The organism is Mesorhizobium sp. M8A.F.Ca.ET.208.01.1.1 (genome assembly GCF_004791315.1).
Classification (GTDB): domain Bacteria; phylum Pseudomonadota; class Alphaproteobacteria; order Rhizobiales; family Rhizobiaceae; genus Mesorhizobium.
The window spans coordinates 648,380-671,272 of sequence record NZ_SRUT01000001.1; the positions used below are offsets into that span (position 1 = coordinate 648,380).

At 61.9% G+C, this 22,893-nt stretch carries 20 protein-coding genes; 8 read left to right on the forward strand and 12 right to left on the reverse strand.

From position 1 onward, the window contains the following. Nucleotides 1-45: 45 nt before the first annotated feature. The 4 genes from EN851_RS03160 to EN851_RS03175 form a co-directional block, all read right to left on the reverse strand. Nucleotides 46-1,020 (reverse strand): addiction module antidote protein, encoded by a 975-nt coding sequence (locus EN851_RS03160; RefSeq protein ID WP_135928532.1) that lies wholly within the window; start codon nt 1,018-1,020, stop codon nt 46-48. Continuing rightward, entirely contained in the window at nt 1,017-1,610 is a 594-nt protein-coding gene (locus EN851_RS03165) for a ComF family protein (protein WP_210212165.1), read from the reverse strand. Before EN851_RS03165 ends, EN851_RS03160 begins: the two co-directional genes overlap by 4 nt. A gap of 80 nt (nt 1,611-1,690) precedes the next feature. Next, a complete protein-coding gene (locus tag EN851_RS03170; RefSeq protein ID WP_135928533.1) occupies nt 1,691-2,632 on the reverse strand; it encodes a zincin-like metallopeptidase domain-containing protein in 942 nt (313 codons plus the stop codon). A gap of 200 nt (nt 2,633-2,832) precedes the next feature. Next, the gene (locus EN851_RS03175; protein ID WP_189521808.1) at nt 2,833-3,342 is read right to left on the reverse strand and encodes an SOS response-associated peptidase; all 510 of its coding nucleotides are present in this window, start codon (nt 3,340-3,342) and stop codon (nt 2,833-2,835) included. A 56-nt stretch (nt 3,343-3,398) separates the two neighbouring features. On the opposite strand from EN851_RS03175, the gene EN851_RS03180 reads away from it, so the two are divergent. The 3 genes from EN851_RS03180 to EN851_RS03190 are packed head-to-tail and all read left to right on the forward strand — an operon-like array spanning nt 3,399 to nt 6,420. Beyond that, nucleotides 3,399-3,989 carry an SOS response-associated peptidase gene (locus EN851_RS03180; protein ID WP_135928535.1) on the forward strand — a complete coding sequence of 197 codons (591 nt, stop codon included), beginning with the start codon at nt 3,399-3,401 and terminating at the stop codon, nt 3,987-3,989. A gap of 56 nt (nt 3,990-4,045) precedes the next feature. Then, complete coding sequence (locus EN851_RS03185) at nt 4,046-5,362, forward strand: HEPN/Toprim-associated domain-containing protein (protein WP_135928536.1); 1,317 nt, start codon at nt 4,046-4,048, stop codon at nt 5,360-5,362. Then, nucleotides 5,362-6,420, forward strand: coding sequence for a serine protease (locus tag EN851_RS03190; protein ID WP_135928537.1), 1,059 nt, complete (start codon nt 5,362-5,364; stop codon nt 6,418-6,420). Before EN851_RS03185 ends, EN851_RS03190 begins: the two co-directional genes overlap by 1 nt. A gap of 57 nt (nt 6,421-6,477) precedes the next feature. Here EN851_RS03190 and EN851_RS03195 read toward each other — a convergent pair whose 3' ends face one another. From EN851_RS03195 to EN851_RS03205, 3 genes are read right to left on the reverse strand one after another with little or no spacing between them, the layout of a single operon-like run. Beyond that, complete coding sequence (locus EN851_RS03195; protein WP_135928538.1) at nt 6,478-9,744, reverse strand: error-prone DNA polymerase; 3,267 nt, start codon at nt 9,742-9,744, stop codon at nt 6,478-6,480. Beyond that, nucleotides 9,741-11,264 (reverse strand): DNA polymerase Y family protein, encoded by a 1,524-nt coding sequence (locus EN851_RS03200; protein WP_135928539.1) that lies wholly within the window; start codon nt 11,262-11,264, stop codon nt 9,741-9,743. Before EN851_RS03200 ends, EN851_RS03195 begins: the two co-directional genes overlap by 4 nt. Further along, nucleotides 11,179-11,931 carry an ImuA family protein gene (locus EN851_RS03205; protein ID WP_135928540.1) on the reverse strand — a complete coding sequence of 251 codons (753 nt, stop codon included), beginning with the start codon at nt 11,929-11,931 and terminating at the stop codon, nt 11,179-11,181. Before EN851_RS03205 ends, EN851_RS03200 begins: the two co-directional genes overlap by 86 nt. A 537-nt stretch (nt 11,932-12,468) precedes the next feature. Here EN851_RS03205 and EN851_RS03210 point away from each other — a divergent pair. Beyond that, nucleotides 12,469-14,058 (forward strand): caspase family protein, encoded by a 1,590-nt coding sequence (locus EN851_RS03210; protein ID WP_245458734.1) that lies wholly within the window; start codon nt 12,469-12,471, stop codon nt 14,056-14,058. Nucleotides 14,059-14,072: 14 nt separating this feature from the next. On the opposite strand, the gene EN851_RS03215 is transcribed toward EN851_RS03210, so the two are convergent. Further along, nucleotides 14,073-15,803 (reverse strand): ATP-dependent helicase, encoded by a 1,731-nt coding sequence (locus EN851_RS03215; protein ID WP_135928542.1) that lies wholly within the window; start codon nt 15,801-15,803, stop codon nt 14,073-14,075. After that, nucleotides 15,800-17,809: an AAA family ATPase gene (locus EN851_RS03220; RefSeq protein WP_135928543.1), complete on the reverse strand. Its 2,010-nt coding sequence runs from the start codon at nt 17,807-17,809 to the stop codon at nt 15,800-15,802. The genes EN851_RS03215 and EN851_RS03220 overlap by 4 nt, the downstream gene beginning before the upstream one ends. 102 nt (nt 17,810-17,911) lie before the next feature. Between EN851_RS03220 and EN851_RS03225 the strand changes: the two genes are divergently transcribed. Further along, nucleotides 17,912-18,220, forward strand: a complete 309-nt coding sequence (locus tag EN851_RS03225; protein WP_135928544.1) for a hypothetical protein — start codon at nt 17,912-17,914, stop codon at nt 18,218-18,220. 40 nt (nt 18,221-18,260) lie between these two features. Beyond that, on the forward strand, nt 18,261-18,698 hold the full coding sequence (locus EN851_RS03230; RefSeq protein ID WP_135928545.1) for a hypothetical protein: 438 nt from the start codon (nt 18,261-18,263) through the stop codon (nt 18,696-18,698). A 22-nt stretch (nt 18,699-18,720) separates the two neighbouring features. Here EN851_RS03230 and EN851_RS03235 read toward each other — a convergent pair whose 3' ends face one another. From EN851_RS03235 to EN851_RS03245, 3 genes are read right to left on the reverse strand one after another with little or no spacing between them, the layout of a single operon-like run. Then, a complete protein-coding gene (locus EN851_RS03235) occupies nt 18,721-19,755 on the reverse strand; it encodes a CBASS cGAMP-activated phospholipase (protein WP_135928546.1) in 1,035 nt (344 codons plus the stop codon). Continuing rightward, complete coding sequence (locus EN851_RS03240; protein WP_245458736.1) at nt 19,752-20,204, reverse strand: hypothetical protein; 453 nt, start codon at nt 20,202-20,204, stop codon at nt 19,752-19,754. Before EN851_RS03240 ends, EN851_RS03235 begins: the two co-directional genes overlap by 4 nt. Beyond that, complete coding sequence (locus EN851_RS03245) at nt 20,204-21,451, reverse strand: nucleotidyltransferase (RefSeq protein WP_135928547.1); 1,248 nt, start codon at nt 21,449-21,451, stop codon at nt 20,204-20,206. Before EN851_RS03245 ends, EN851_RS03240 begins: the two co-directional genes overlap by 1 nt. 185 nt (nt 21,452-21,636) lie before the next feature. Here EN851_RS03245 and EN851_RS03250 point away from each other — a divergent pair, with 185 nt between their 5' ends. Next, on the forward strand, nt 21,637-21,957 hold the full coding sequence (locus EN851_RS03250; protein WP_128222382.1) for a helix-turn-helix transcriptional regulator: 321 nt from the start codon (nt 21,637-21,639) through the stop codon (nt 21,955-21,957). After that, complete coding sequence (locus EN851_RS03255; protein ID WP_135928548.1) at nt 21,954-22,877, forward strand: ImmA/IrrE family metallo-endopeptidase; 924 nt, start codon at nt 21,954-21,956, stop codon at nt 22,875-22,877. The genes EN851_RS03250 and EN851_RS03255 overlap by 4 nt, the downstream gene beginning before the upstream one ends. Nucleotides 22,878-22,893 lie beyond the last annotated feature (16 nt).

Below are 22,893 nucleotides of genomic sequence, written 5' to 3' on the forward strand. Positions count from 1 at the left end.
TCTCGACCTCCAACCCGTCACGAAAATCCCGTCACTCCTCTCCCTCTATCGCGCGGCGACGCCTGTTCGGGCGCGCTGCGGCTCGGCGTCGGATTCGGCCGGTTGGGTTTCCGTCTTCCCTTCGTCGGGCTTCACTTCAAGACGAAGTCCGACCGAGGACAGCACCTTCAGGATCGTGGTGAATTCGGGATTTCCCTTGGAATCGAGCGATCGATAGAGGCTCTCGCGAGCGAGGCCGGTTTCACGCGCGACCTGGCTCATGCCCCGATCGCGTGCGAATTGGCCGAGCGTCTCCTTGATCGCGCTCGTATCCGCGCGAGCGAGCGCGTCATTGAGCGCCTTCACGACATCGTCGAGTGAGGGCCCTTGAGGAAGCGAGGCCGGGCCGGCCTCGGCCGCGATGTCCTTAGGTGCTTCGGCCAGGGGGGCTCCCTCCGCTTCAGCCGTAGGTGCTTCCTCCATGGAGGACAGGAAAGTGGGCTGATTGCTGGTTTCGACCAGCCGCCACTCATCGGGGGTCGCGCGCTCCTTCACATCCTTGCGCAGATCGTCGCTGCACTGCGCGATGAAGTTCTTCCACGCATCCACGGACTTGATATTCAAGACATCCTTGTCGGGAACGTTGAAGAGGACGGCGATCTTTCCGGCGAGTGCGAGGCGAAGGACGTTGAGGACGGTGCCCGGGCTCTTGCCATCCCAGATCATCAGGCCGAAGTCGGCTTCGCGCGCCATCTCCCGGTCCTTGGCCGCGTAGAACTGGAAGCCTTTGGCGCTCTTGGGCGCATCGACCTGATGGATGACCCACGGTCCGAGATTGTTGCGTGGCGCGCTACCCGAGCAGAACACCGTGACCTTGTCATAGTGCTTGTCGAGGAAGTGCTTCTGAACCGCTTTGTCGGCGCCGTTGGCGTCTCCGACGATGACGCGGTGGCCGCTCGCGACGACATTGTCGAGCCGCTTCTTAACCTCGGGGGGAAGCCGGGAAACGTGTCGCGAGCCGCCTATGAAGATCGTGTTCAATGGTTGCTCCGTGTTTTTGTGATGGTGAGGGCACGGACCGACGCGGCCTTGCCTGGGCCGAGCAGCTCATCCGTGATGGCGTTCATCGTGGTTCCGGACCGAAAGAGATCGTCGAAGAGCAGGATACTGCGCCCCTGGGTCTGCGTTGCGTCGACCTGATAGAGACCCTCGACCTGCTTCTTTCGCTCCTCGGGATCAGTCACATTCTTCAGCTGGGACGTCGAGCGTGTCGTGGTGATGCAGGACAGCACCGGAACGCCAAGTGCCGCTCCGATCCCCTCGGCGAGGACAATGACCGGCTGCAAAGCGCGCTGATGCGACGGTGGGACCGGAACGATGCAATCGAACTTGTCGCGATATTGCGCGAGGAAGTTCGCGGTGCTTTCGATGATGGGTCCAGCGGCGTCCTTGTCCGCGCGGTTCTTCAAGCGGAACAGCAGTTCCGCAATTTCCGGCCGCACAGTATCGAACTGCATATGTCCGAATTCATTTGGCCCGGTCGGGGTGCTGCTGGTCGTATGAAGATCCAGCGCAATTCCCGAGTGCCAGCGGCCCTCGATTTTGATCGGATTGATTTTGACTATAGCCATCCGCGCTCCCGAGCCTCCCCCGTTGTAACCTATGGGCTACAGATGGGCAAGGTCCGGTCGCGATTCAAGCCTGTGGAAAGTCAGGCTGCTCGGGAAAACGCGGCTGAGGCCTCGTCCTCCGGGGGGAGGAAGCTCAGCAGATAGTCGGCCGCCTTGCTGGCCTGGCTGGCGGCGCGCACGATGGCGCGGTTGTCCTCGCGCAGGACCTCAAGCCAGGAGCCGACATAATCGGCATGCCTGACGGTCGGCACGATGCCGATCGAGGCGCAGCAGAAGGCTGCGTTGATCTCGGCGACCAACTCCTCGAAGGCGTACTTCTTGGTGCCGAACGAGCCCGAGAGATCGCGCCCGACGCGGGATGCGTGGCCGGTAGCATGGCCGAGTTCGTGAAGCGCCGTGCGGTGCCAGTTAATGGGCTCGAAATAGGCCTGCGGTGGGGGGACCTGCACGAAGTCGGGACCGGGCGCATAGAATGCGCGATTGCCACCAATCCGGAATTCGATCCCGGTCGCTTTGATAAGCGCTTCCACACGAGGCTCGATGAGGTCGGGCGTCGGCGCCGCCGCCTGTGTCGTGAGTTCGTCGGGAAGCCCGTCGCATTGGGCTGTGTTGAAGACGGTAAAGCGCTTCAGGAACGGGATCGCCTGGGCATCCTCACCGGTTTCGCGGGCGCGCCGCTTCTCGCCGTCCGGCACGAAACGGTCGGCGTAGACAACCGTTGTGCCGCGTTCGCCCTTTCGGACGTTGGCGCCAAGCGAGAGCGCCTGGCGGAAGGTGAGCCAGGTCTGGCTCGGATAGCCGCGGTCGATGACCGCGCCCCAAAGGATCAGGACGTTGATGCCGGAATATGCCCTTCCGGTCGAGGCGTTCCGCGGCAGCGCGAGCGGCGCTTTGGCGGCCGCTGTGCCCCAAGGCTGAACCCACGGAAGCCGGCCGGCTTCGAGTTCGCCGATGATCTTGGTCGTGATGTCGTCGTAGAGGCTCGCCCGATCTGGGGCCGCCTGGCGCTGATGCTTGGTCATCGCGGGTCTCCGCGACGGGCGCCGGAAGCCTCTCTCCCAGCCCTCAACCCGTCACGGCAAACCCGTCCGCACTCTCACTCTGCGGGGCGTTGCGGGGCAGCCGGCCCCGCAGAAGGGGTCGACCGAGACCGCGGGGCTCGGGCGCAGGGGAAGGCTTTCCCCCGCAAAACCGTAGAACCGTAAAAGCGGACATCCGGATTTCAGAACGCGAGTGCGTCCTGGGCGTAGTGCTCTTGCAGGCGTGCGACCTTGAAGCTTCCGGCAGGCAGCGGTCGCAGGAGTTCATTCTCGGGCACGGTGAGATCGAGCCAATCCATTCGCTGGTCTCGCCGCAAGACCGCCATTTGCCGATCATGGTACGGGGAGACATCGTCATTCGCCGTCGTCGTAAGGATCGCATAGGCCTCTGGCCATTGACGTGTTGCAGGCTGCCAGATCCCCGCGAAGTAGAACCAGTCACCGTTGGAGAGGGAGAGGCAATAGTGTTTGCCGTGACTACGATGGCGGAATTCGGAAGCCGGTATCAGGCAGCGATGACTGGGAAACGTTCTGCCTTCTGCGCGCACGACAGAGAAGGGGCGGCCCTCAGCTTCGCGGGGTTGAAGTCCCCAGGGCAGCTCCACCATCTCAACATCGCCGTCGTCGCGCCTTATGATGATACGGCGTTCGTCGAGCGATGCATCGGAGTCGAATACAGTTGCGCTCATGATCTGCGAACATACCAAGAACATGGTCGCACGGCAAGCGCGACGGAAACGGAGGACCCATGTGCAATGATTATCGACTGAAGGTGGACATTGCCTCGATCGTCGAGGACTTCGCCGACCTGAAGATCAAAATCCGCTTTGGCGAAGGCGCACCGAACATCGAGGCGCGCGACGACATCAAGATTACTGATATCGGGCCGATCATCCGGACCGTCGACGGCGCACGCGGTGAAGGCGACCTTGTGCAGCGGCGATGGAGTTGGCCGGGCCAGAACAAGCGGCCCGTCTATAATTTTCGATCGGAGGGCCGGGAGTTCACCTCGAACCGCTGCCTGATCGTCACCGACGGTTTCTATGAATTCACCGATCCCACCGAGAAGGGGAAGAAACGCAAGGACAAGTGGCTTTTCACGAAAAGCGACGAGCGCCTGATGTGCATCGCGGGCATCTGGCGCGAGACCAAGGATGTCGGCGAAGCCTTTACCATGCTGACCATGGAGCCCGGGCCCGATATCGCGCCATATCATGATCGGCAGATTGTTGTTCTCGAGCGCGAGGCTTGGTCTGACTGGCTCGATCCGTCCGTTTCAGCACGCGACCTTATCAAGCCCTTACGGCCAGGATCGCTCAAGGTCGAGCAGGTAGGCTAATGGTGCGACGTGGTAGCATCGACTAGCGCGATGGGATGGTCCGGGGGGAATAGAGATTGGGAACTGAGATTACACTCGACGTCGCCGGGGTGTCGGTTACGTACAGCAAGAACCACCGCGGAATTGATCACGGATCTATTTTCCAGGAGCAAGATCGGAAGGCGATCAAGAGTGATCAACTCAACTATGATTGGTACGAGACGGAAGGCGAGGATCCCACGCCTTCTGAAATGGCGTTCACGCGGCAGCTCAGAGATGTCGTTCCCCGACTAGAACTCCTGGGCTTTGATTTGGAGCGGGTACGGCGCGAATACGACGCCGTCGTACAAAACTGGCTGGAGGAGAGGCAGTCTTTTCAGGACGAGGAGGATGGACCAGCTCCAGATGCGATGAGCTTTGTGGAGTTCGCGGAGTTTGTGAACGCGCATCCCCTCGATCGTCTCGACGACACATTCGTCTTAGGTTCCGACGACGCAAGCGAAGCGAAGATTCGGGGTCGGTTTGCCGAGATGCAGCTTGAGCGGCTTCCCCTTTATCGACCTCACGGCAGCCAAGCTTATTCGGAGCGGACCTTTTTCGGCGGTTTAGTCGATATCCTGCACCCGTATTCGGTCCTGCGAATACTGGCGGAGGCGAACGGTGATGCGCCGGTCGTCTGGCAGTATGGGCCGTTGGTCGAAGGCGGCTATGCGCCGGAGCGCGAGTTCGTGCCGCACGCCCGGCGGACCGAGACGTTCCTGATCGCGACAGAAGGCAGTTCGGACGTGCATATCTTGAAGCACGCCCTCGCGCTCTTGCGCCCAGGCGTCGCGGACTTCTTTCGGTTTATCGACGTAAGCGAGAGCCATCCGTTTTCCGGCACCGGCAATCTGGTGAAGTTTGCCGAAGGCCTCGCGAAAATCGACGTCCAGAACCAGGTTGTCTTTGTTTTCGATAACGATGCCGAGGGGCTCGACGCTCATCAGAAGCTTTCGGCTCTCACCCTTCCTGCCAATATGCGCCGGATCATGCTGCCCGAGCTCGACGCGTTTCGCGCGTTTCCGGCTGAGGGGCCGGAGGGCCTGCACAGTTCGGACATCAATCGTCGTGCTGCAGCGATCGAATGCTATCTCGATCTTGAGGTCGGCGGTCACCCGCCAGCCAAGGTGCTCTGGACCAACTACAAGAAGGGCCTCGGCATCTATCAGGGGGCGTTGGAATTCAAGGAGTCCTACGTCAAGGAGTTCTTGAAACAAACCCCTGAGACATTGAGCGATGGCTCATATGACGTTCGCAAGATCGAGGCAGTCCTTAATCTGCTTATTGCCGAATGTACGGCTATGGCTGTCGATCAGTGGGATCCGGCCGAGGTTGAATTGAGAGATACCTACTGATGACTGAAAAAAGCGCGTTTCAAGAGACATATATGCGCGCGGCAGGAGCCGTAGCGTTCGTCACCATCATTGATGGAAAGGGGGACGAGGGGATCGGGTCGGCGTTCCACATCGGCAAGGGCATTTTCGTCACGGCCCGGCATGTGATCGAAGGGGCCACGATCAAGGAGATTGCGACCACAAAGTCGGCGCATCTGAGCGAAGAAGCTGGTGGCAAGACGGCCCCGCCACGTCGGCTGGAAATTGTCGATGGACCCTATTTTGGTCCTGACGGCCTTGATGTCGCGGTTTTCCGCGTCGATCTTGGCGATACGCCGCTGCCGGCGATCGCTGTCAGCCAACACACGGACGCGTCGCTGGGAGAGAATGACCTCGTGCTGTCCGATATTCTCGTGATCGGCTATCCGCCGATCCCGTTCACAACGATTCCGAGCCAGGTCGTCACGCTTGGACAGATCAATGCCGTGGTGCGCGTGCGTCATTCTCCGGTCCTGCATTTCATCGCATCGGCTATGGCGCGCGGTGGATTCAGCGGAGGAGCGGCGCTCGATCAGTCCGGCACCGCGCTGGCGCTGGTGACCGAGAGCCTGGGCCAGGGCGATATGCCCGTGGAGACCGGCTATATGAGTCTGTTGTCGATCGAGCCGGCAGTGGATCTCGCTGCGGAGAAGTTCGGGTTCAGCACTCACGGCGCCTACCCCGGCCGCTACAGCGACACGCTGTTCGCGGCGAAATTCTCGAATCCGTCGAGCGACTCACTCAGTTCATTCATCTACGACGCAAGCCTGTACGTCTATGATGACGATCGTGACCTATTCGTTGAAATCAATTGCACGGACGAAGCGCTGCTTGCCGAGGCGATCGCGACCTTCCATGCGATCACGCCGGTGACTCGAAACGACGTTGACGACGGATATGTCCTCTACATCCCCAATGAAAATCCCCCGGCGACGCTGCTGCTCGAGGCTGGGGAAGCTGTCGCCGCGCTGCTCGAGCGGTCCGGCTATCGGCGCATGGCGTCGGAACGCAGCCAATGGCAGCTCAAGAACAATGCGTAGAGGGCATCGACGCTCTGAGGCGGTTGCCGTGCTCAGCGCCTCGTCCGTCCTTGGGCGTCAGTGGAAGTTGCGGCTCTTCACCCTGATCGTGTCGATGTGCAGGTCGGGAATATAGATGTCGCGCGTGCGCAGCCCCTTTGGAGGCAGCTCGCGCGGATCTGGAGCGGAACCTCCATTGCGGACCTGGTCGCCGCGACCGTGGGGAAGAGGAAAGGCCGCATCGCGGCTGCCGACGCTGGCGAGATCGGCCGAGAGGTCCATGATGCGTTGAGCAACCAGATGAACGACGTCGCCCTCACGCTGAATACGCCCCCGTACCGCCATCATGCTGGCCGATAGGACGGCACGCCGATTGGCCTCGAAGACCTTGGCCCAGACAACGAGATTGGCGATGCCGGTCTCATCCTCCAGCGTGATGAACATGACGCCTTTGGCGCTGCCCGGCCGCTGACGGACGAGGACGATGCCGGCGGCCTCGAGCCAGCGGCCGTCGCGCGTTGCCATGGCGTCGGCGCACGTCACGATGCGGCGGCGCCGCAGGTCCTCGCGGAGGAATAAAAGCGGATGATCACGCAAGGTCAGCCCGACATGGCCGTAATCCTCGACCACCTCGCTGCCGGCGGTCATTGGCCGCAGCGCAACGGAGGGCTCGTTTACCTCGGGCACGATTTCATTCTCACAAGCGGCGGCGGCTGCAAAAAGCGGCAACGGTTCATCCCGCAAGGCCTTGATCGCCCATAACGCCTCGCGGCGGGCGAGCCCGAAGGAAGGCCGAAATCCGTCAGCCTCCGCGAGTTGCACAAGGGCTGCGGACGGAACGCCGGCGCGGCGCCAGAGATCATCGATCGACGCGAACGGCTGGTCGGCGCGCGCCGCAACCATCGCCGCACCATGGGCATTGGCAAGGTTCTTGACCATGCGCAGTCCGAGACGGACGGCAAAGCGGCTATCGTCCTCGGTCGGCTCCAGCGTGCAATCCCATCTTGACGCATTGGCGCAAACGGGACGGACCTTGACGCCGTGCTCGATCGCGTCGCGCACGATCTGGGCAGTCGCATAGAAGCCCATCGGCTGGGCGTTGAGGAGCGCTGCGCAGAAGATGTCGGGATGCCAGCATTTCAGCCAGGCGCTGGCGTAGGCGATCAGCGCAAAAGAGGCTGCGTGCGATTCCGGAAATCCGTAACTTCCAAAGCCTTCGAGTTGCTTGAAGGTCGCCTCGGCGAAATCGCGCTCGTACCCGTTAGCGACCATGCCGTCGATCAGCTTGGCCTTGAACGATGAGACACCGCCCGTGAATTTGAATGTCGCCATCGACTTGCGCAGCAAATCGGCTTCGCCAGGCGTGAAGCCGGCGCACTCGATCGCCACCCTCATGGCCTGCTCCTGAAAGAGCGGAACGCCGAGGGTTTTTCCGAGCACCTTTTCCAGCTCCGGCTTGGGATAGACGACGGGCTCCAAACCTTCGCGGCGGCGCAGATACGGATGGACCATGTCGCCCTGGATTGGGCCGGGTCTGACGATCGCGACTTGAACCACGAGGTCGTAATAGGTTCGGGGCTTCAGCCGCGGCAGCATCGACATCTGCGCTCTGCTTTCGATCTGGAAGGTCCCTAGAGTGTCGGCCTTTCTGATCATCGCGTAGGTGCGCGGGTCCTCGGCCGGGATGGAAGCGAGGTCGAGATTGATCCCTTTGTGATCGGCAAGCATGTCGAAGCCGAGCTTCATGCAGGTGAGCATTCCCAGGGCCAGAACATCGACCTTCATGAAGCGGAGCGAGTCGATGTCGTCCTTGTCCCATTCGATCACTTGCCTGTCGGCCATCGCCGCGGGCTCGATCGGGACCAACTCGTCCAGGCGGTCATGGGTCAGGACGAAGCCGCCGGGATGCTGTGACAGATGACGGGGCGCGCCCATGAGCTGCCGCGCGAGATCTAGCGCCAGGCGCAGGCGGCGGTCGCCAAGATTGAGGTTGAGAGCTTCGACGTGCTTGGCTTCGACCCCTTCCGACCAGCCCCAAACCTGGCTCGATAGCGTCTTGATAAGGTCGTCGGTGAGGCCGAGCGCCTTGCCGACATCGCGCATCGCGCCCTTGGTTCCGTAGCGGATGACGGTCGAGCACAGCGCGGCGTGGTCGCGGCCATAGGTCTCGAACACCCACTGCATGACAATTTCGCGCCTGGCATGCTCAAAGTCGACGTCGATGTCCGGCGGTTCGCGACGCTCTTCGCTGACGAACCTTTCGAACAGCAGGTCGTTGCGACCGGGATCGATGGAGGTGATGCCGAGGACGTAGCACACGGCCGAATTGGCTGCCGATCCGCGTCCCTGACACAGGATGTCTTTGGATCTCGCAAAGCGGACGATGCTGTTTACGGTCAGGAAGTAGGGCGCATACTCAAGCTTCGCGATGAGGCGAAGCTCGTGTTCGAGCGAAGCCCGTACGCTGTCAGGCAACCCTTCAGGATAACGCGCCTCCGCGCCCTCCCTGGTCAGTTTTTCCAGCGTCTCCTGTGGGGTGAGCGTCGGGTCGTCGCGTTCCTCAGGATACTGATAGGCCAACTCCTTCAAATCGAAGCGGCAACGCGCGGCGATCTCGATCGAGCGAGCGACCGCCTCGGGATTGCGGGGGAAGAGCCGGTACATTTCCTCCGGCGGCTTGAGGTAGCGGTCGCCAAATTCACGGCGATCACCGAGCTCGTCGATGGTTATGCCGTGGCGGATGCACGTCACCACATCCTGGAGAATGCGCCGTGCCGGCTCGTGGTAGAGCACGTCGTTGGTAACGACGGCTGGCACCCGCATCTGCGTCGCCATGTTCGATAACTCGTGAACGCGCAGCTGATCGTTCGGCCGACGGCGAAGGGTCAGCGCCATGTAGGCCCGGTCACCGAAAGCGTCCCGGAGGCGTCGCAAATGGAGGCCGCAGGTTTCGTCGGCCTCGTCCGGCACGAGAATGGCGATCAGCCCGTCGCCGTAAGCGACAACATCCTCCCAGGTGAGAATGCACTTGGCCTTGCCGCCGCGCTTCTTGCCGAGGGAAAGCAGCCGGCAGAGCCGTCCATAGGCCGAGCGGTCGGTTGGATAGACCATGATCGACATGCCATCGGCGAGATCGAGGCGACAGCCGACGATCAGCCGCACGCCGGTCGCCTTGGCGGCCTCGAAGGCGCGTACGATGCCGGCAAGCGAGTTGCGGTCGACGATGGCCAGCGCTTCGATGCCTTGCGCAGCGGCCTGCGCGAATAATTCGTCGCAAGAGGACGCGCCCCTCAAGAAAGAGAAATGCGACGTCGCCTGCAGCTCGGCATAGCGCTGCGCGGTCATCCGAACACCCCATGCATGAACCAGCGCTGCGAGCCGGTGTTGGGGTCCTCGCCGTCGCCTGAGCGGAAAATCCAGTAGCGCTCGCCCGCATCGTCCTCGACCCTGAAATAGTCGCGAACTGCGGCCAGCTCGGCGTCGCGCCGCCACCATTCGCCGCGGATGCGCTCGGGGCCATCGGCGCGTCGGACGCGGCGACGGATACCGCGCCAGGTGAAGGAAACGGGCGGGTGGTCTGGGAGAAGCGCGACGGTGTCGATCAACTCGGGAGGCGCCAGCAGCCGCGAGGGCCGCGGCCAGCGGCTTGGCCAGGTCGCTCCTGTTTCCGGAGCCATCGGCGCAATCCGGCAGACCGAGCGCTCCGGCACCTCGGTTGCGACGGGCGCAGCACGATAGAGGCTTCGCTCGCCCACGCGGTTGATAAGGGTGTCGACCAGGTCAGAGACATCCGGAACCCCTTCATCGACCATAACGGTCAGGGTCTGCTTCTCGGCGAGAGGTTCGGCCAGAGTCGCGGTCAGGCTGAGGGTCTCGATGCCGAAGCCTGGCTCAATGGTTTCGATCTTGTCGGTAAGCAGCCGGGACAGGCGTTTGACGTCGCGCACGGGCAGCGCCGTTCCGACGCGGATGGCCTGTTTCAGCTTGTCGACGCGATGGCAGATGAAGTCGAGCCGTTTGGCCCCGAGACCTTTTGCCTCAAGCTCAGCGCAGAGCTGGACGACCAGTTTGCCGATGTAGCGAGCGATGGTTTCAGCCGCGCTGATCGGCTCAGCGAAATTCCGTTTCACCTCGATCAACTCGTCTGGCCGCACGGGCTCGATGGGCTCACTGAGCATACCGAGCGCCTGATCGATGCGACGGCCGAGCTGCGGGCCGAAGCGCAGCGTAAACGGCGCGCGCGGTTGCGCGAGGAGATCTCCAATCCGCTCGAAGCCGAGGATCTGCAGCCCGGAGACGGTTTCGGTCGGCAGTCGCAGGGCTGCGAGCGGCAGCCCTGCGAGGACGGATGCGCCGTGGCCGATGGGGGCCACCAGGACCGGCCGGGCATCAAAGCGCGCCAAGGCGTGAGCCGCACCCCAAGTGTCGGCGATCGCGGCCCGGGCGCGCACGCCTGATGCCGCGAGCCTGTCGATCAAGCCCGCGAGCATGACCTCTTCGCCGCCATGGAGATGGTCTGCGCCGGTGGAATCGATCACGAGCCCGTCGCCGGCGTCGGCAGCGACGATCGGCGCATACCGCTGAAGCACCCAGAGCGCGAGCCGGTCGAGAGCATCTGCATCGCCGGCCGCGTCATGATCATGAACGATAAGGTCGGGCACGATGACACGCGCCTGCGTGGCGGGCATTCCTACGCGCACGCCGGCTCGATGGGCCGCAGCGTCCGCCGCCAGCACCACCTGCTTTCTCCCGTCACGGCCTATCAGAGCGAGCGGTGCCTCAGCCGGAGGCGCCGCGCCGCCAGCCTTCCGCCTGTGCCGGTCGACGGACCAGCTCGGCAGGAACAGCGAGACGACCCGAGTCATCACATGCCTCCACTTCAAAATCTCCGCTTTCGCCCGCGCGGGCCCGAATCAGTTCCAGCAGCCAACGGTGTCGGCCGACGCCTGGCACCGGCAGCACTGCCGACGGCATGACCGAGACGCGCCATCGCGTTGAAGCGGCCGTGGGCTGGCCGAAATCGGCTGCTTCGGTTTGTCGCCGCCAGCGCCGTAGGGCGAGGCCGATCGTGCCACTTTCTTCGGCGCAAAGCTGAAGCCGCCGGGACGCGGTCATGTCGAGCCTTGCGACTTCGCCGACCACGGCTCCGAGGCCGCCATGCCGCAAACCTTCCTCAATGCAGGCGAGCACGGTCTTGTCGTTGCCGGCCTCGACGTAGATGACCCGGTCGGGGGGCAGGCCTGCCTGGGCCAGCGCTGGTGCGAACAGGTCCGGGCGAGTGATAACCCAGAGCACCTTGCCCTTGGTGCGGGCGGCAACGCCGGCTGCAAACAGGGCGGCGGCAGCGCCGTCGATAGCGCCGTTACCGCCGCCTGCGATTTCGTGCAGCGCGCCGAGTGCTAGGCCACCGCCTGGCAGGCGCGAGTCGACCTCGGCGATTCCGAATGGGAGCACCGATTTTGCGCGCCGGCTTCGGCCTTTGATCTTTTCGATCTGAGCGCGCAACAACTCTATGGCGGGCTCGGGCCGCAACTTCTTTGTCGACCTCCAGGGACGGGTTCAACATCATGTTCGCTATTTGTTCTTCTTTCGACAGCCAGAGTCAAGGTGGATCTCGATGCGTGCTTACCTGAACTCTCGCAAAACGTGGACTTCGCGGAGGCGTGGGAACGCCGTGCCCGCGATCGGTGCCTTGTTTTGCGGGATCGCACAGTGTTACGCTGTCACTGTGACAGAGTGATAGGATATACGTGGATCAATCCGCAGCAGTCAGGCGCATCGCGCAGGAACTCAACGACGGTGAAGCCAGTGGCCGCAGCGCCCGGCTTGCCCGGTTGACCGGATCGAGCGCCGTAACTGTTCGCTCCTGGGGAGCGGCCGGAGCGAGCGAGGGGCGGAAAAGGGCGATGAGCCCGACGGCTCGTCGGTTGCTGTTCGTCTTACTCGTGCTTCACCGATCTGGTCACGACCTTGATCGCCTGCGCGCTGACGCGCGGAGGCTAGAGAACGAATTTCTTGACGAGGACGATGATGCCTAAGAGGGGAGTCTCGGGAGCTCAGCCGACTGAGGTGGACGCGCGACCTGAGCGGAGGTTTACGCGAGTAACCGCCCTTGTTGTCGCGATCGAGAACTATCGAAAGCCGCCCAAGGGCGAGCCGTTGCCATCCGTCGATTTCGCACATGCCGACGGGGACGCCTTCGCTGACGTTATCAAGAGAATCTATGCCGATCTACCGGACGAGGACGTGTCGGTACATGTCCTTAAGGACACCGATGCCAGTCTGACGGCTTTGCGAGACGATCTGAAGTACACGATCAAGACTCTCGCTGATGATGAGCTCTTCATCTTCTACTATGCTGGACATGGGTTTCACGGTGCTGGCGGCAACCGCCTCAGTACCTACGATACCAACCGCCACACCGTCGAGGATACGTCGCTGTCGATGCGCGACGATCTTCTGGAACCGCTGATGGATAGCGAGTGCCGTCAGGCGCTGGTGTTTGTCGATGCGTGCGCAGAGAGATTCAGCGGTGTCGTCAGATCGCGCGATGTTATCACCAATCTCGATGCTGATGAGGTCAGGGAGTTTCTCGACAGCGGGTGGTACCTCGGCGTCTTCTTGTCATGCTCGCCGGGCGAAAAGTCATATCCCGCGGCAACGCTAAAACACGGCATTTGGACGCACTTCCTGCTTGAAGCGATGGAAGGTCGGGCGCCGAAAGCCTTGACGCGCGATCGCTGGCTGACCGACTTCGGATTGCGCGATTATCTTCAAAAGGAAGTTCCGGGGTTCATCACGCGCCAAATGCAGGTGCGAGGTACTCAAACGCCTCAAGCGATTCTCTCGGGAAGCAGCAGCTTCCAGATTCGCCATATTCCGAAACCGCCCACCGTGCCGGCCGATGCGGCGTTGGCGGGCATCTCGCTGCGCAACAACAGCGAGTTTCTGGAAGGCACGGAAACGGGAGAGATCCGCCGGCTTCCTGGGTTTACGCGAACCAAAAAGCACACCGTGCCGACCGAAATAAGCGAGTCAGTGGAATCGTGGTGCCAGCGTCTGCTCACCGAGCGCGTCGCGGAAGAGTTACAGGAGCTCTACGAGTCCGCGCGCAAGGCGCTCAACGCGCGGCGGAAGGACGTCCAGAAGGCCGGCGATGGTGGTGGCGGTGACCTGGACACGGCGGCCTTCCGTTATTCGATCGAGACGGGCCAGAACCCTGATGACCCCGCAGAGTATATCATCCGGCGTCGACTGGAGCTGCGCGATGGCTGGGACGCGCATCGCGCCGCGATCGACGAAATATTCGGCAATGAGTTCGACCGCTTGGTAATAGAGTTCGAGCGGATGGACGACACGTTCGACGCATTGGTTGAAAAGCTTGAAGACATCCAGGAAAGCCAGGGTGGTGAGGTCCACGACGACGATCGGACCAAACGAGCGACGTACGACAGAGACGGCGTGACGTTTACTTTCGATCTGAGTAAGCGACGTCTAGAAATTTCGTTCGGTCGATCGGGCACGCTCGAACTCGTCGATGCTGCGCAAAAATTCCAACTAGGCACGAGCCGAGCAAGCCCAATGCTGGCGGCGCCGACCAGGCAAGCCGTGTCTGCATCTTCACCTGCACCCGTTCGCCGCGATGCACGAGGTCGGTAAATCCGCCGAGCCGATCAGATTTGATGGAGACGGACCTCACACCCACCATTGGTGAGAAGTGTCTGGAGCCGTGCGGCCCGGCTTTTCGGGACAGCAATCGCGAGCAGGCGCTCGGCCCGCGAGGCTCCGACGTAAATCTTACGGGCCTCTTCGTCGGCGTCCGACGGTTGGCCTTCGAGGAGGTCAATGATCGCGCCGGCGGTCTTCGTCGTCATGACCACGCACACCGCAGGAAACTCCTGGCCCTTTACGGAGTGGATCGTGCGGGCCGGCGGAGAGTTTGTGGGGGCGCGGGCAAGCGCCGTCGTCAGGTCTGCGTGCGCTTTCAGGCGCTGGTTGATGGTGGAGTTTGCGACGAGACCAGCGACGAGAAGATTGCGCGCCCTGGCCAGCCATTCATCAACGGTGTCGCCTTGACCGAAACGGAGGCCATTGGCGAGCGCGATGATCTCCGGTCGCCAACGGCCGTCCTCAAGTGCCTCGCTCAGCAGGTAGCTATGATAGCCTCCCAGCGCACCGAGGCGGCCTTGAACCAGCAGGACAACGCGGTGCAGGTTGACGAGTGCGTCACGACGATTTCCAACGGCGAACGCGAAATGATAGTTCATGGCCGCTTCCGCCAGAAGGAACGTCATGTGGGCGGTCGGCTCGATCGTCGGCTGACCGATGGCTTTTGAAGCACTGGCCCGCGTGGAGGCTAGAACCGGCGCGAGATGTAAGGGGATGCTCAGTCCCTCGACCAGGCCCCGGAAGGTTGAACCGATGGCCGGCGAGACGGCGCTTCCGCCATACGACAGGATGTGGACCGGCGTCGTATCGGCGCGATGCGGACCCAACGGTTTGTCCGGATCGGAGCGCGAGGACGGTGGTCGAAGCGTCACGATCGCGGCACAGATTGCTGGGCTGGATCTGAAATTGCCGCTCATCGGCAAACGATCCGTTGCCTCGAACGTCGCGGCGAACCGTTGAAGTTCGTCGGTCACGCCGCCCCGGAATTCGTAAATCGACTGGTGGGGGTCGCAGATGACCTTCACTCTGATCCCGGATGCCCGCAGCCAGTCGACAATCTCGAGATCAGCAGGGTTACAGTCCTGGGCTTCATCGACAATGATCTCCCGAAATCGGGCCGCGAGCGCAGCACCGAGACGCTTGGCGAAGGCCAGGTCGGTCAGCCTTTCACGGACACAGACGCGGACATCTTCGAAGTCGATTTGGCCTTGGCTTCGCGCACGTCTGATCGTGGAGAGCGCGGTGGTCTCATGCGCCGCGATCTGGCGCTTGTCGACGTCGAAGCCCTCGTCCTTTGCGAGCGCGGGAATAACCTTGCCCGTTGCTCGGTCAAAGCATCGCAACCGGAGCGCCTGCGCGCCGTCGTAGGGCGGCTTCACCTCCCAATTGCTTTTGTCGGGGACAAGCCTCGGCAGTTGGTGGCAGTCCGGAATGCCGAAGGGTGCGATCAAGAACTGCCAAAGGAATCGATCGAACGTTCCGATGAAACTGGGAAACACTGGCGCCGGCAGCACACCGAAGGTGCGGAGGCGTGCCTCCAGCTCATCGACCGCGGCGTTTGTGAACGACAGGAACGCGACGCCGCGTCGGTCGTCGGGATGATTTAGCAATTGACGGGCGCGCTCGACCATCGTCCTGGTCTTACCCGCGCCAGGGCAAGCCGTTACGAACGCCGTGCCGACGTGATCGATAACGTCCTGCTGCTCTTGGGTCGGAACATACGAGGAGAGGGTCACGGGACGACGACCTCTTCGATGGCCTTTGCGATGTAGGCGGGGACTACGAACGTGTCGCCATCCTCGATCAGCCGCGCGAGAATCTGAGCGAAATCGCCCTTGCGGGTCTTCTTGAATATCTCGTGGATTTTCTTCGCGCGCTCGTCGCCGCTGAGCGCAACGGCGTTGTCCCACTTCTTCTTCGATCTTGGGTGAAGCGTCAGGTAGGCCTTGCGAAGGATAGCGGAATTGCCCGCCTCCAGCAGCTCGGTCTCCAGCGAGTAGATGCTCGTGACCGCCGCAAGATGCTCGCTCGCGCCGAGTGAGCTAGCCAGGCTCATCAATGCAGCCTTGCGCATCTCACCTGGAATAGATGGCTCCTCTGGGACGGCCTCATCATCCTCGTCGGAGACCAGGGGTACGTCTTGCTCCGATGCGGGGCTGGCGGGGACTCCGTCCGAGGCGTCGCTTGGCAGTTCCTCGTCATCATCCTCGTCATCGTCGCTGTCGCCGGTCCCTTTGTCTCCGTCCGTCAGGATGACGACGCGGTCCGCTATGCGAGCACCATTGACCGTCGTCAGCAACAGCGTCGCGTAGGGACTGAAATCGACGCCATCGATGGGCACAAACACCGTTGATTTGAACAGACGAAGTTGGTCGGGATGATCCTTCAGCGTGTGATGCTTTGCGATGGCCGGGAGGAGAAGCGCTTCTGCAATTCCTTCGACGAGCAAGACTCGTCCGCCGAATAGTAGCGCCGCCTTCGTCACATCGAGATAGCGATCGACCTTGCGCCGCTCCAGCGAATCAAGCGGCATCAGCGACAAGGGAATGCAGCGGGTAGACCTGCGAAGTGCCGCCGCTGTCATGGTGGCGGTGAGTGCATCGGTACCTGCCACGTCGGTCTTGGCGTGGTCAGTGCCTAACCCGCCTCCAATGACCGCTGCATCCGCCAAAGTCGGCTCGATACCTGGTTCGCCGGCCTGCGCTTGTTTGGTGCTCGCGACGACGGATTTGAACACCACCAAACGGTCGCTGCTGACCCATGCAGAAAGGTTCGGCGAATGCGTGGCGACTATCACTTGGAGCTCGCCAGATGGAGCGTGGTCGGCGGGCGCGTCTTTGCGTGATTGCTCGGCCTGGTCTCTCAAGAAGGAGAGGACGGCCGCCTGAAGCTGGGGATGGAGATGGGCCTCTGGTTCCTCAACGAGGAAAAGCGTGAGGTCGGCTGATCGGACCTTCTCAAGCTCAACGGCGATGATCGCCATGAACAGGAGATTTGCGTATCCGTGCCCAGAATACCGAAGGTCTTCGGGATCAACGCCGTGGTCGGCGAGCTTGAAACGCAGGTCTCGGGCGATATCGACTAAAGCTTCCTCGGTAGCGAACCCGAGTGAAGCCGTTTGTCGGCGAACCCCGGACGTCAGGGCTGATAGACCCTTCTCGACTGCACCGTCTACCTTGACGAGGATATCATGCGAGTGGGTCCTCGCGAGTTCTTTCGCGAGTTGCGCTGGAGTGGTCCCCTCGAGAAAATGATTTAATAGCGCCATGATCCGCGTTGGGTTTCCGGACGCCAAAGAACGCTTCGCATCGCGCAGCGGCGGTAGATAGACGTGCCGGACCATGTCGTGGCAGCCTGGTTCTGGAGAGTTTCCTTCTTTGCCGGCCCAGAGCACCGGTTTGACGCCGGCTCGCGTGCCATCGAAACGCAAGCCGAAGCGCGCTTGGGTCAGCGACGCATCCGTCGCAGCCGAAATGAAGCGGCCTTGCTGCCCCGTCGAAAGCTCTGCGAAGCACCCCTCCAGCTCGAAGTAGCTGGTCGCGCTTTGAAAGCGAACGTCCGTCGACTCGCAATATATTTCCCGTCGTCCACCGAGAGGGGTCGTAAGCAGGCGAACTGCGTCGATCGCGTTGCTTTTGCCGCCGTTGTTTTCACCCACGAAGACCGTCAAGTCTTTTTGGAGTTCGATCTCTCCTTCGTCGAAAGAGCGAAAGCTGTTGAGCTTTATATTCCTGAGATACATTGAACCCCTCGCAGAATCAGGAAGCATAGAGCAACGGCAGGGATTTCTCGATAGAGGCAGATCCCGAGTGCCCACATTGCACAGGGGTTTGAAGGAGGAGCGATGTTCACGGAATTAGAGAACGCATTTGAAGCGATCGCAGAGGCGATGAAACATGCCGCTGGGGACTGTTCGGCTTCAACCGCCTCTGCGGAAGCAGAGCGTCATGGGTTGCTTGAGCAGGGAGATGGAAAGCCTTCCCAATTACATGTCTGGGAGAGGAGTGAGGGAGGAAAGACTCTGCGGTTTCAGTGGCGTTGGTACGACCAGTCGAAGGCTTTCTCGATCCAACCTGACATGAATATCCTCTCCTTGGAGCTTCGAGAGGCTGACGGGCTTCTTCGAAGTACTGAGAAGCGATATGAAGACTGAGAATTTGGTTTATGTTCACACGAGAGGGCTGTGAACGAACATGAACGGGCTGAGTTTGAACTACGTCTGGGGGCAGGAGGTCATACCGGTCGTGCTGCGGCGAACGGGTAAAGGTCAGCTTTTACGTGTTCGTCTTCCGTATGTGGAGACAAACCGCCAGTGGCTTCAAAATGGAAGGCGAACGTCGCCGGCTTGGATCGCGGGCAAGAAATATTGGGAATTGCCGAAGTCCTGGTTCAACGACTTCGTTGATCGGGCGCTTCTGCGCTTCAGCAAGGTCTACATCATCCAGCCCTACCGCGAGCAGGAGATCTGCGCGCGGGCGTGCCAGGAAGCGCAGGGTCACGAATGCCAGTGTTCTTGCATGGGCGCCAACCATGGCGTCGGCAATGACGGAAGCTGGTTCGAGGTTTCCGACACCTTCTCGACCCGCTGGGGCGAGCGCGAGCTCGCGTGTCGTCTACTCACGGCCCGGTAGAGACGAGTGCCCGATCAGACGCTTACGTCATCGGACACCGGATGAATCTCTCGACTGTGCCGTCGAGAAACACTCGCTCGATGTGATGCCCGGCGCCTTCGACAAGACTGCGTGCCACCATCGGCAGCTCCCGGATCGAGCGCTGAACGTCATCCATCGCGATCGGCGCGTCGCTTTCCGGCACATCGATCCTTGTGACGTTGTTCTTGCCGACCAGCAGATAGGCTTGTCCCAGGGCATTGCGGGATTGCGCGCGGGCGGCCGCAGTGAAAGAGCGCATGAACGCCCAATCCTTGATGCCGCCGGTGCGCGCCCGCTCATCGACAGTGAAAATGGACTCACCCGTTCCCAGGCTCAGGATACGCACGTCCTCGCGCGCGATGTCGAAGCAGGCGAGGGCGTCGATCAGCGCGTTCATGACCGGATTGTTGGCCCAAATGCCGCCATCGATCATGACGTAGCCGTCGTCCTCGACACCGGGGTAATAGGACGGGGCCGCCGTCGTGTGGAGCGCCACATGCGCAAACTTCTTATGGCGGTCCTTCTGGTAGTCCGGGTGGTGCGGCGTCTTGTAGAGGAACGGCTCTCCGTGGCGCCCTTCGAAGCTCGGGATGACCAGCCGGGTGACGGCATCGTCCAGCACCTTGTCGCCAAAAATCCGCAGCAGCTCCTCCTTGAGGGCTGCCTGGTCGTGCTTTGGCTTGAACAGCCAGCGCAGCGCCCTCGACATCTTGCGGAGCCCCGCCGCCGGCGGAAAGATGCGCTCGCCGCGCTCGAGATAGATGTTCAAGGCCTGTCCGGCCGTCATCCCGTGGGCAAGGGCGAGCGCGATGATGCCGCCCGTTGAGGTGCCGGCAATCATGTCGAAGTGATTGGCGATGGAAGCGCCGCCCAGGAAGCGGCTTTCGAGTTCGGCCAGGACCGCCGCAGGAAACACGCCGCGAATTCCGCCACCGTCGATCGACAGGATGCGCAACGGGCGGCCCTGCGGCCATGACTGCTTTAGTCGAGCATGTTGGATCGTGCCGTCAGACCGGCGCGGCGGAATATAGTTCATTGGCTAGCCTCCGTTACCTCGGCGAATTCTGATCCGGCGTGCCGCCCGCCGCCGGTCCAGCGCCCGGTCATCAACCAAAGTTCGTAGCAGGCGAGCCAGTCGAGCGCCCAAGGGATGGTCGTGTTGGCGATAGTCATCGTCGATGACCATTCCCTCTCGCGAGGATCGAACAGGCAAAGAGTCGGATCCTCGGCAGGCGGATAGACATGGGGCAGTTGCCCCTCGGAATTGCCGGGCAACCGAACCAGCTCGGGTGAGAGCACCCGCACCCCGGGGAACGTCCCGAGCTCATAACGGATTTCCAGTGAGTAGCTTGAATATTGCGGCCTCAGGCTTCCCACCCACCGAGCGGACTGCGTGCGGCGGTCGATGCGGCGCGCAGCGAACTGTGGCCAGGTCGCCTTCATCGCGGCGATCTGCTGGTCGATGGAGAGGGGCGCCGCCCGCATCAGATCTTGCGCCCGAAGAAAGTGTGGGGCCGCGCCGCCGAGACCGCCGGGTTGACGGTCGACGCCGCGACCGCGGCGGCAGTAGGAAACAGGACGCCGCCGCGTCGCGTGTAGAGCTGACGGGACTGCTGGATCCCGCCACCAACCTCGATGGCGATCTGGTCTGCGGCACGGGTCACGACCCGTTCGCCGAAGTCGTCGCGCAACGTGTCCATCATCGCGTTGGGGAACATTTCGCCCTTGCGCATCGCCTCGAGCGAACGGACGAGCTCGTGCAGGTGTTCGGCGAACTCATCCTGCTGAGCAATGGATTCCGGCCAGCGGTCGGTGAAGACATCGGTCGCGCAGACCGGATTGGCGACATGTAGGAGCCGCCCGTAGAGCGAGGCCTGCTCGACTTCGCGGATGATCCAACTCGCGAGGCGAACGAGCATGGCGCTGAGCGACATGTTCGGCTGCGCGGCGAGCCCGGCGTAGTAGGAGAGCATCACCGACGGCGGAATACGCCCGGCAGAGTTGGCGTAGCGAATGTTCCGGACGCGCTTGAGGAGCTGGAGGGCGAGCGTCGCCGTGTTCTTGACGATGAAGTCGCACTGATCTGGAACATCGTCCACATCGGCGTCGGCGCGAGCCGCAAGGCCCGCATGGTCAAGCCACCGCCGGTGGAACTCCTTCGCCATCCGCAGTTCGAGCGGCGTCCTGTTCGCATACCACTGCGCGAACCCATAGGCATTCATGTCGACCAGGCGGTCGTCGTCCGAACGCCTCGGACCCTTGGCATGGGTGATCCGGCTTTCGCGATCGAGCCTGCTGTAGACGCGCAGCGACGGCGTGACGTCGAGATGCATCTTGTCGGCGTAGAACAGAGTGACGCAGCGCGTCTGCCGCAACACACGCTGCACGGGATAGTCACTGAGCGCGGATTCCAGCTCGGTCAGGATTTCAAGAGGCGCCATACCGCGAAAGCGGCCGCCGAGCTGCGAGACGATGTCGAGATCATACTCGTCGTCGGTGCCGCGCGTCGAAATCGTCGCATCAATCGCCATGGAGCCCTGCGGGTAGAAGTGCTCGATCTGGTCGAAGAAGGCGGTGGTGGCCTCTAGATGGCGCCGCACCGCCTCATAACGCGACTTCGCCTTGTCATGGAGCGAGGGCGGCAGCTGAACGCTGAGCGCAATCTCGGCGAGGATGCGGTCGAGAGGGTCGTCGAAAGGATTGAGGCCGGTCGGCGCAAGCTGGATATTCACATCTATCTCCACGGCGGGCTGGGCTGTATCTGTGCATCTCGCCACCGCCCGCGCAGTGTTCGGGGTGATGCAAATATAAGTGCGTCTACTCCGAACAAGATGGGGAGCTTGAATGCGTCTGTCAAGGGACCTACAATATAGCTACTCCGAACGCGGGTCGGGCGGATCGAGTGGAAGGGCCAGCTATGAAATTTGGTGAGCGGATCAAAGACTTACGAACGCAGAAGGGCTTAACGCTCGATCAGCTTGCGCAGGAGACCGGCTCGTCGAAGAGCTATATTTGGGAGCTCGAAAACAAGAATCCGCCCCGGCCGTCGGCCGAGAAGCTATCCGCGATCGCAGCCGCGCTGGGGGTTACCGTCGACTATCTATTCGGGGCCGACACGCAAACGCTCAGCGAGGCTGAGGACACCGCCTTCTTTCGACAATATAGCGGTCTGCCAGAGGAGACGCGTCGGCAGCTTCGAGAAATGGCCCGCATCCTCGATACAAAGACCCGCAAATGAGCGATCCGAGCCGTCCCCAGCCGCTGAAGGAGGCAGCGCGAATTACCCAGATGCTCGACTTGGTCCTCGGAGCGGATCGGTTTGATCGCGCGCCCGTCGACGTGATCGGTCTTGCGCTGGAGTATTCCCGAAAGGTCGCGCCCCAGAGTCCCATCCACGAAGTCGTCGAGCGCAACATCCCAGGCTGCGTTGGGGCCTTGGTCTATGGCGAGGCGCGGCCGCGCCAATGGGCGATTATGTACCATCTCGGCCAGTCTGCGGGGCGCCGCTCGTTCACCGTGGGGCACGAGTTTGCCCACTACGTCCTGCACCGCGAGTTAATCGAGGAGGACGGGCGTTTCGACGGCGGGATCTATTGCGACGAGAACGCGGTAGTTCGTCGCGACGGGTCCGGTATTGAGCAGGAAGCCGACGAGTTTGCCGCCGCGTTGCTCATGCCGTTTCATGACGCCCGTCGCCAGCTGCCAGCCAAGGCTAGCGCCGATTTCGACGCGCTCGGTCGAGTGGCAAAGCGCTACGGCGTCTCGCTGACTGCGGCGATCTTGCGCTGGCTCGAATACACCGAGACGCGGGCAATCATGGTGGTGTCGAATGAGGGGTTTGCCCATTGGGCGAAACCCAGCAAGGCGGCGCTTAAATCGGGACGCTACATCCGCACGAGAGACACCGTATTCGAACTCCCCCTGCAGGCCTTTGCGGCACGACGCGATTATTCCGATGCGGCGCTTGCCGGCGTCACGCAGCAAGCTGGCGTCTGGTTTCCCGAGCCGGTGCACGAGATGTGCCTCCGCTCCGACCGCTACGATCAGGAAATCACGGTGCTGCAATTTGAAGCGGAAGGCCCACGCTTTCAGGAGGAGGAAGAGGAGAGTGACGTCTTCGACCATTTTGTTCGGAACGGACAGGTTTCGGATCGCTAGCGCACAGACGGATCAC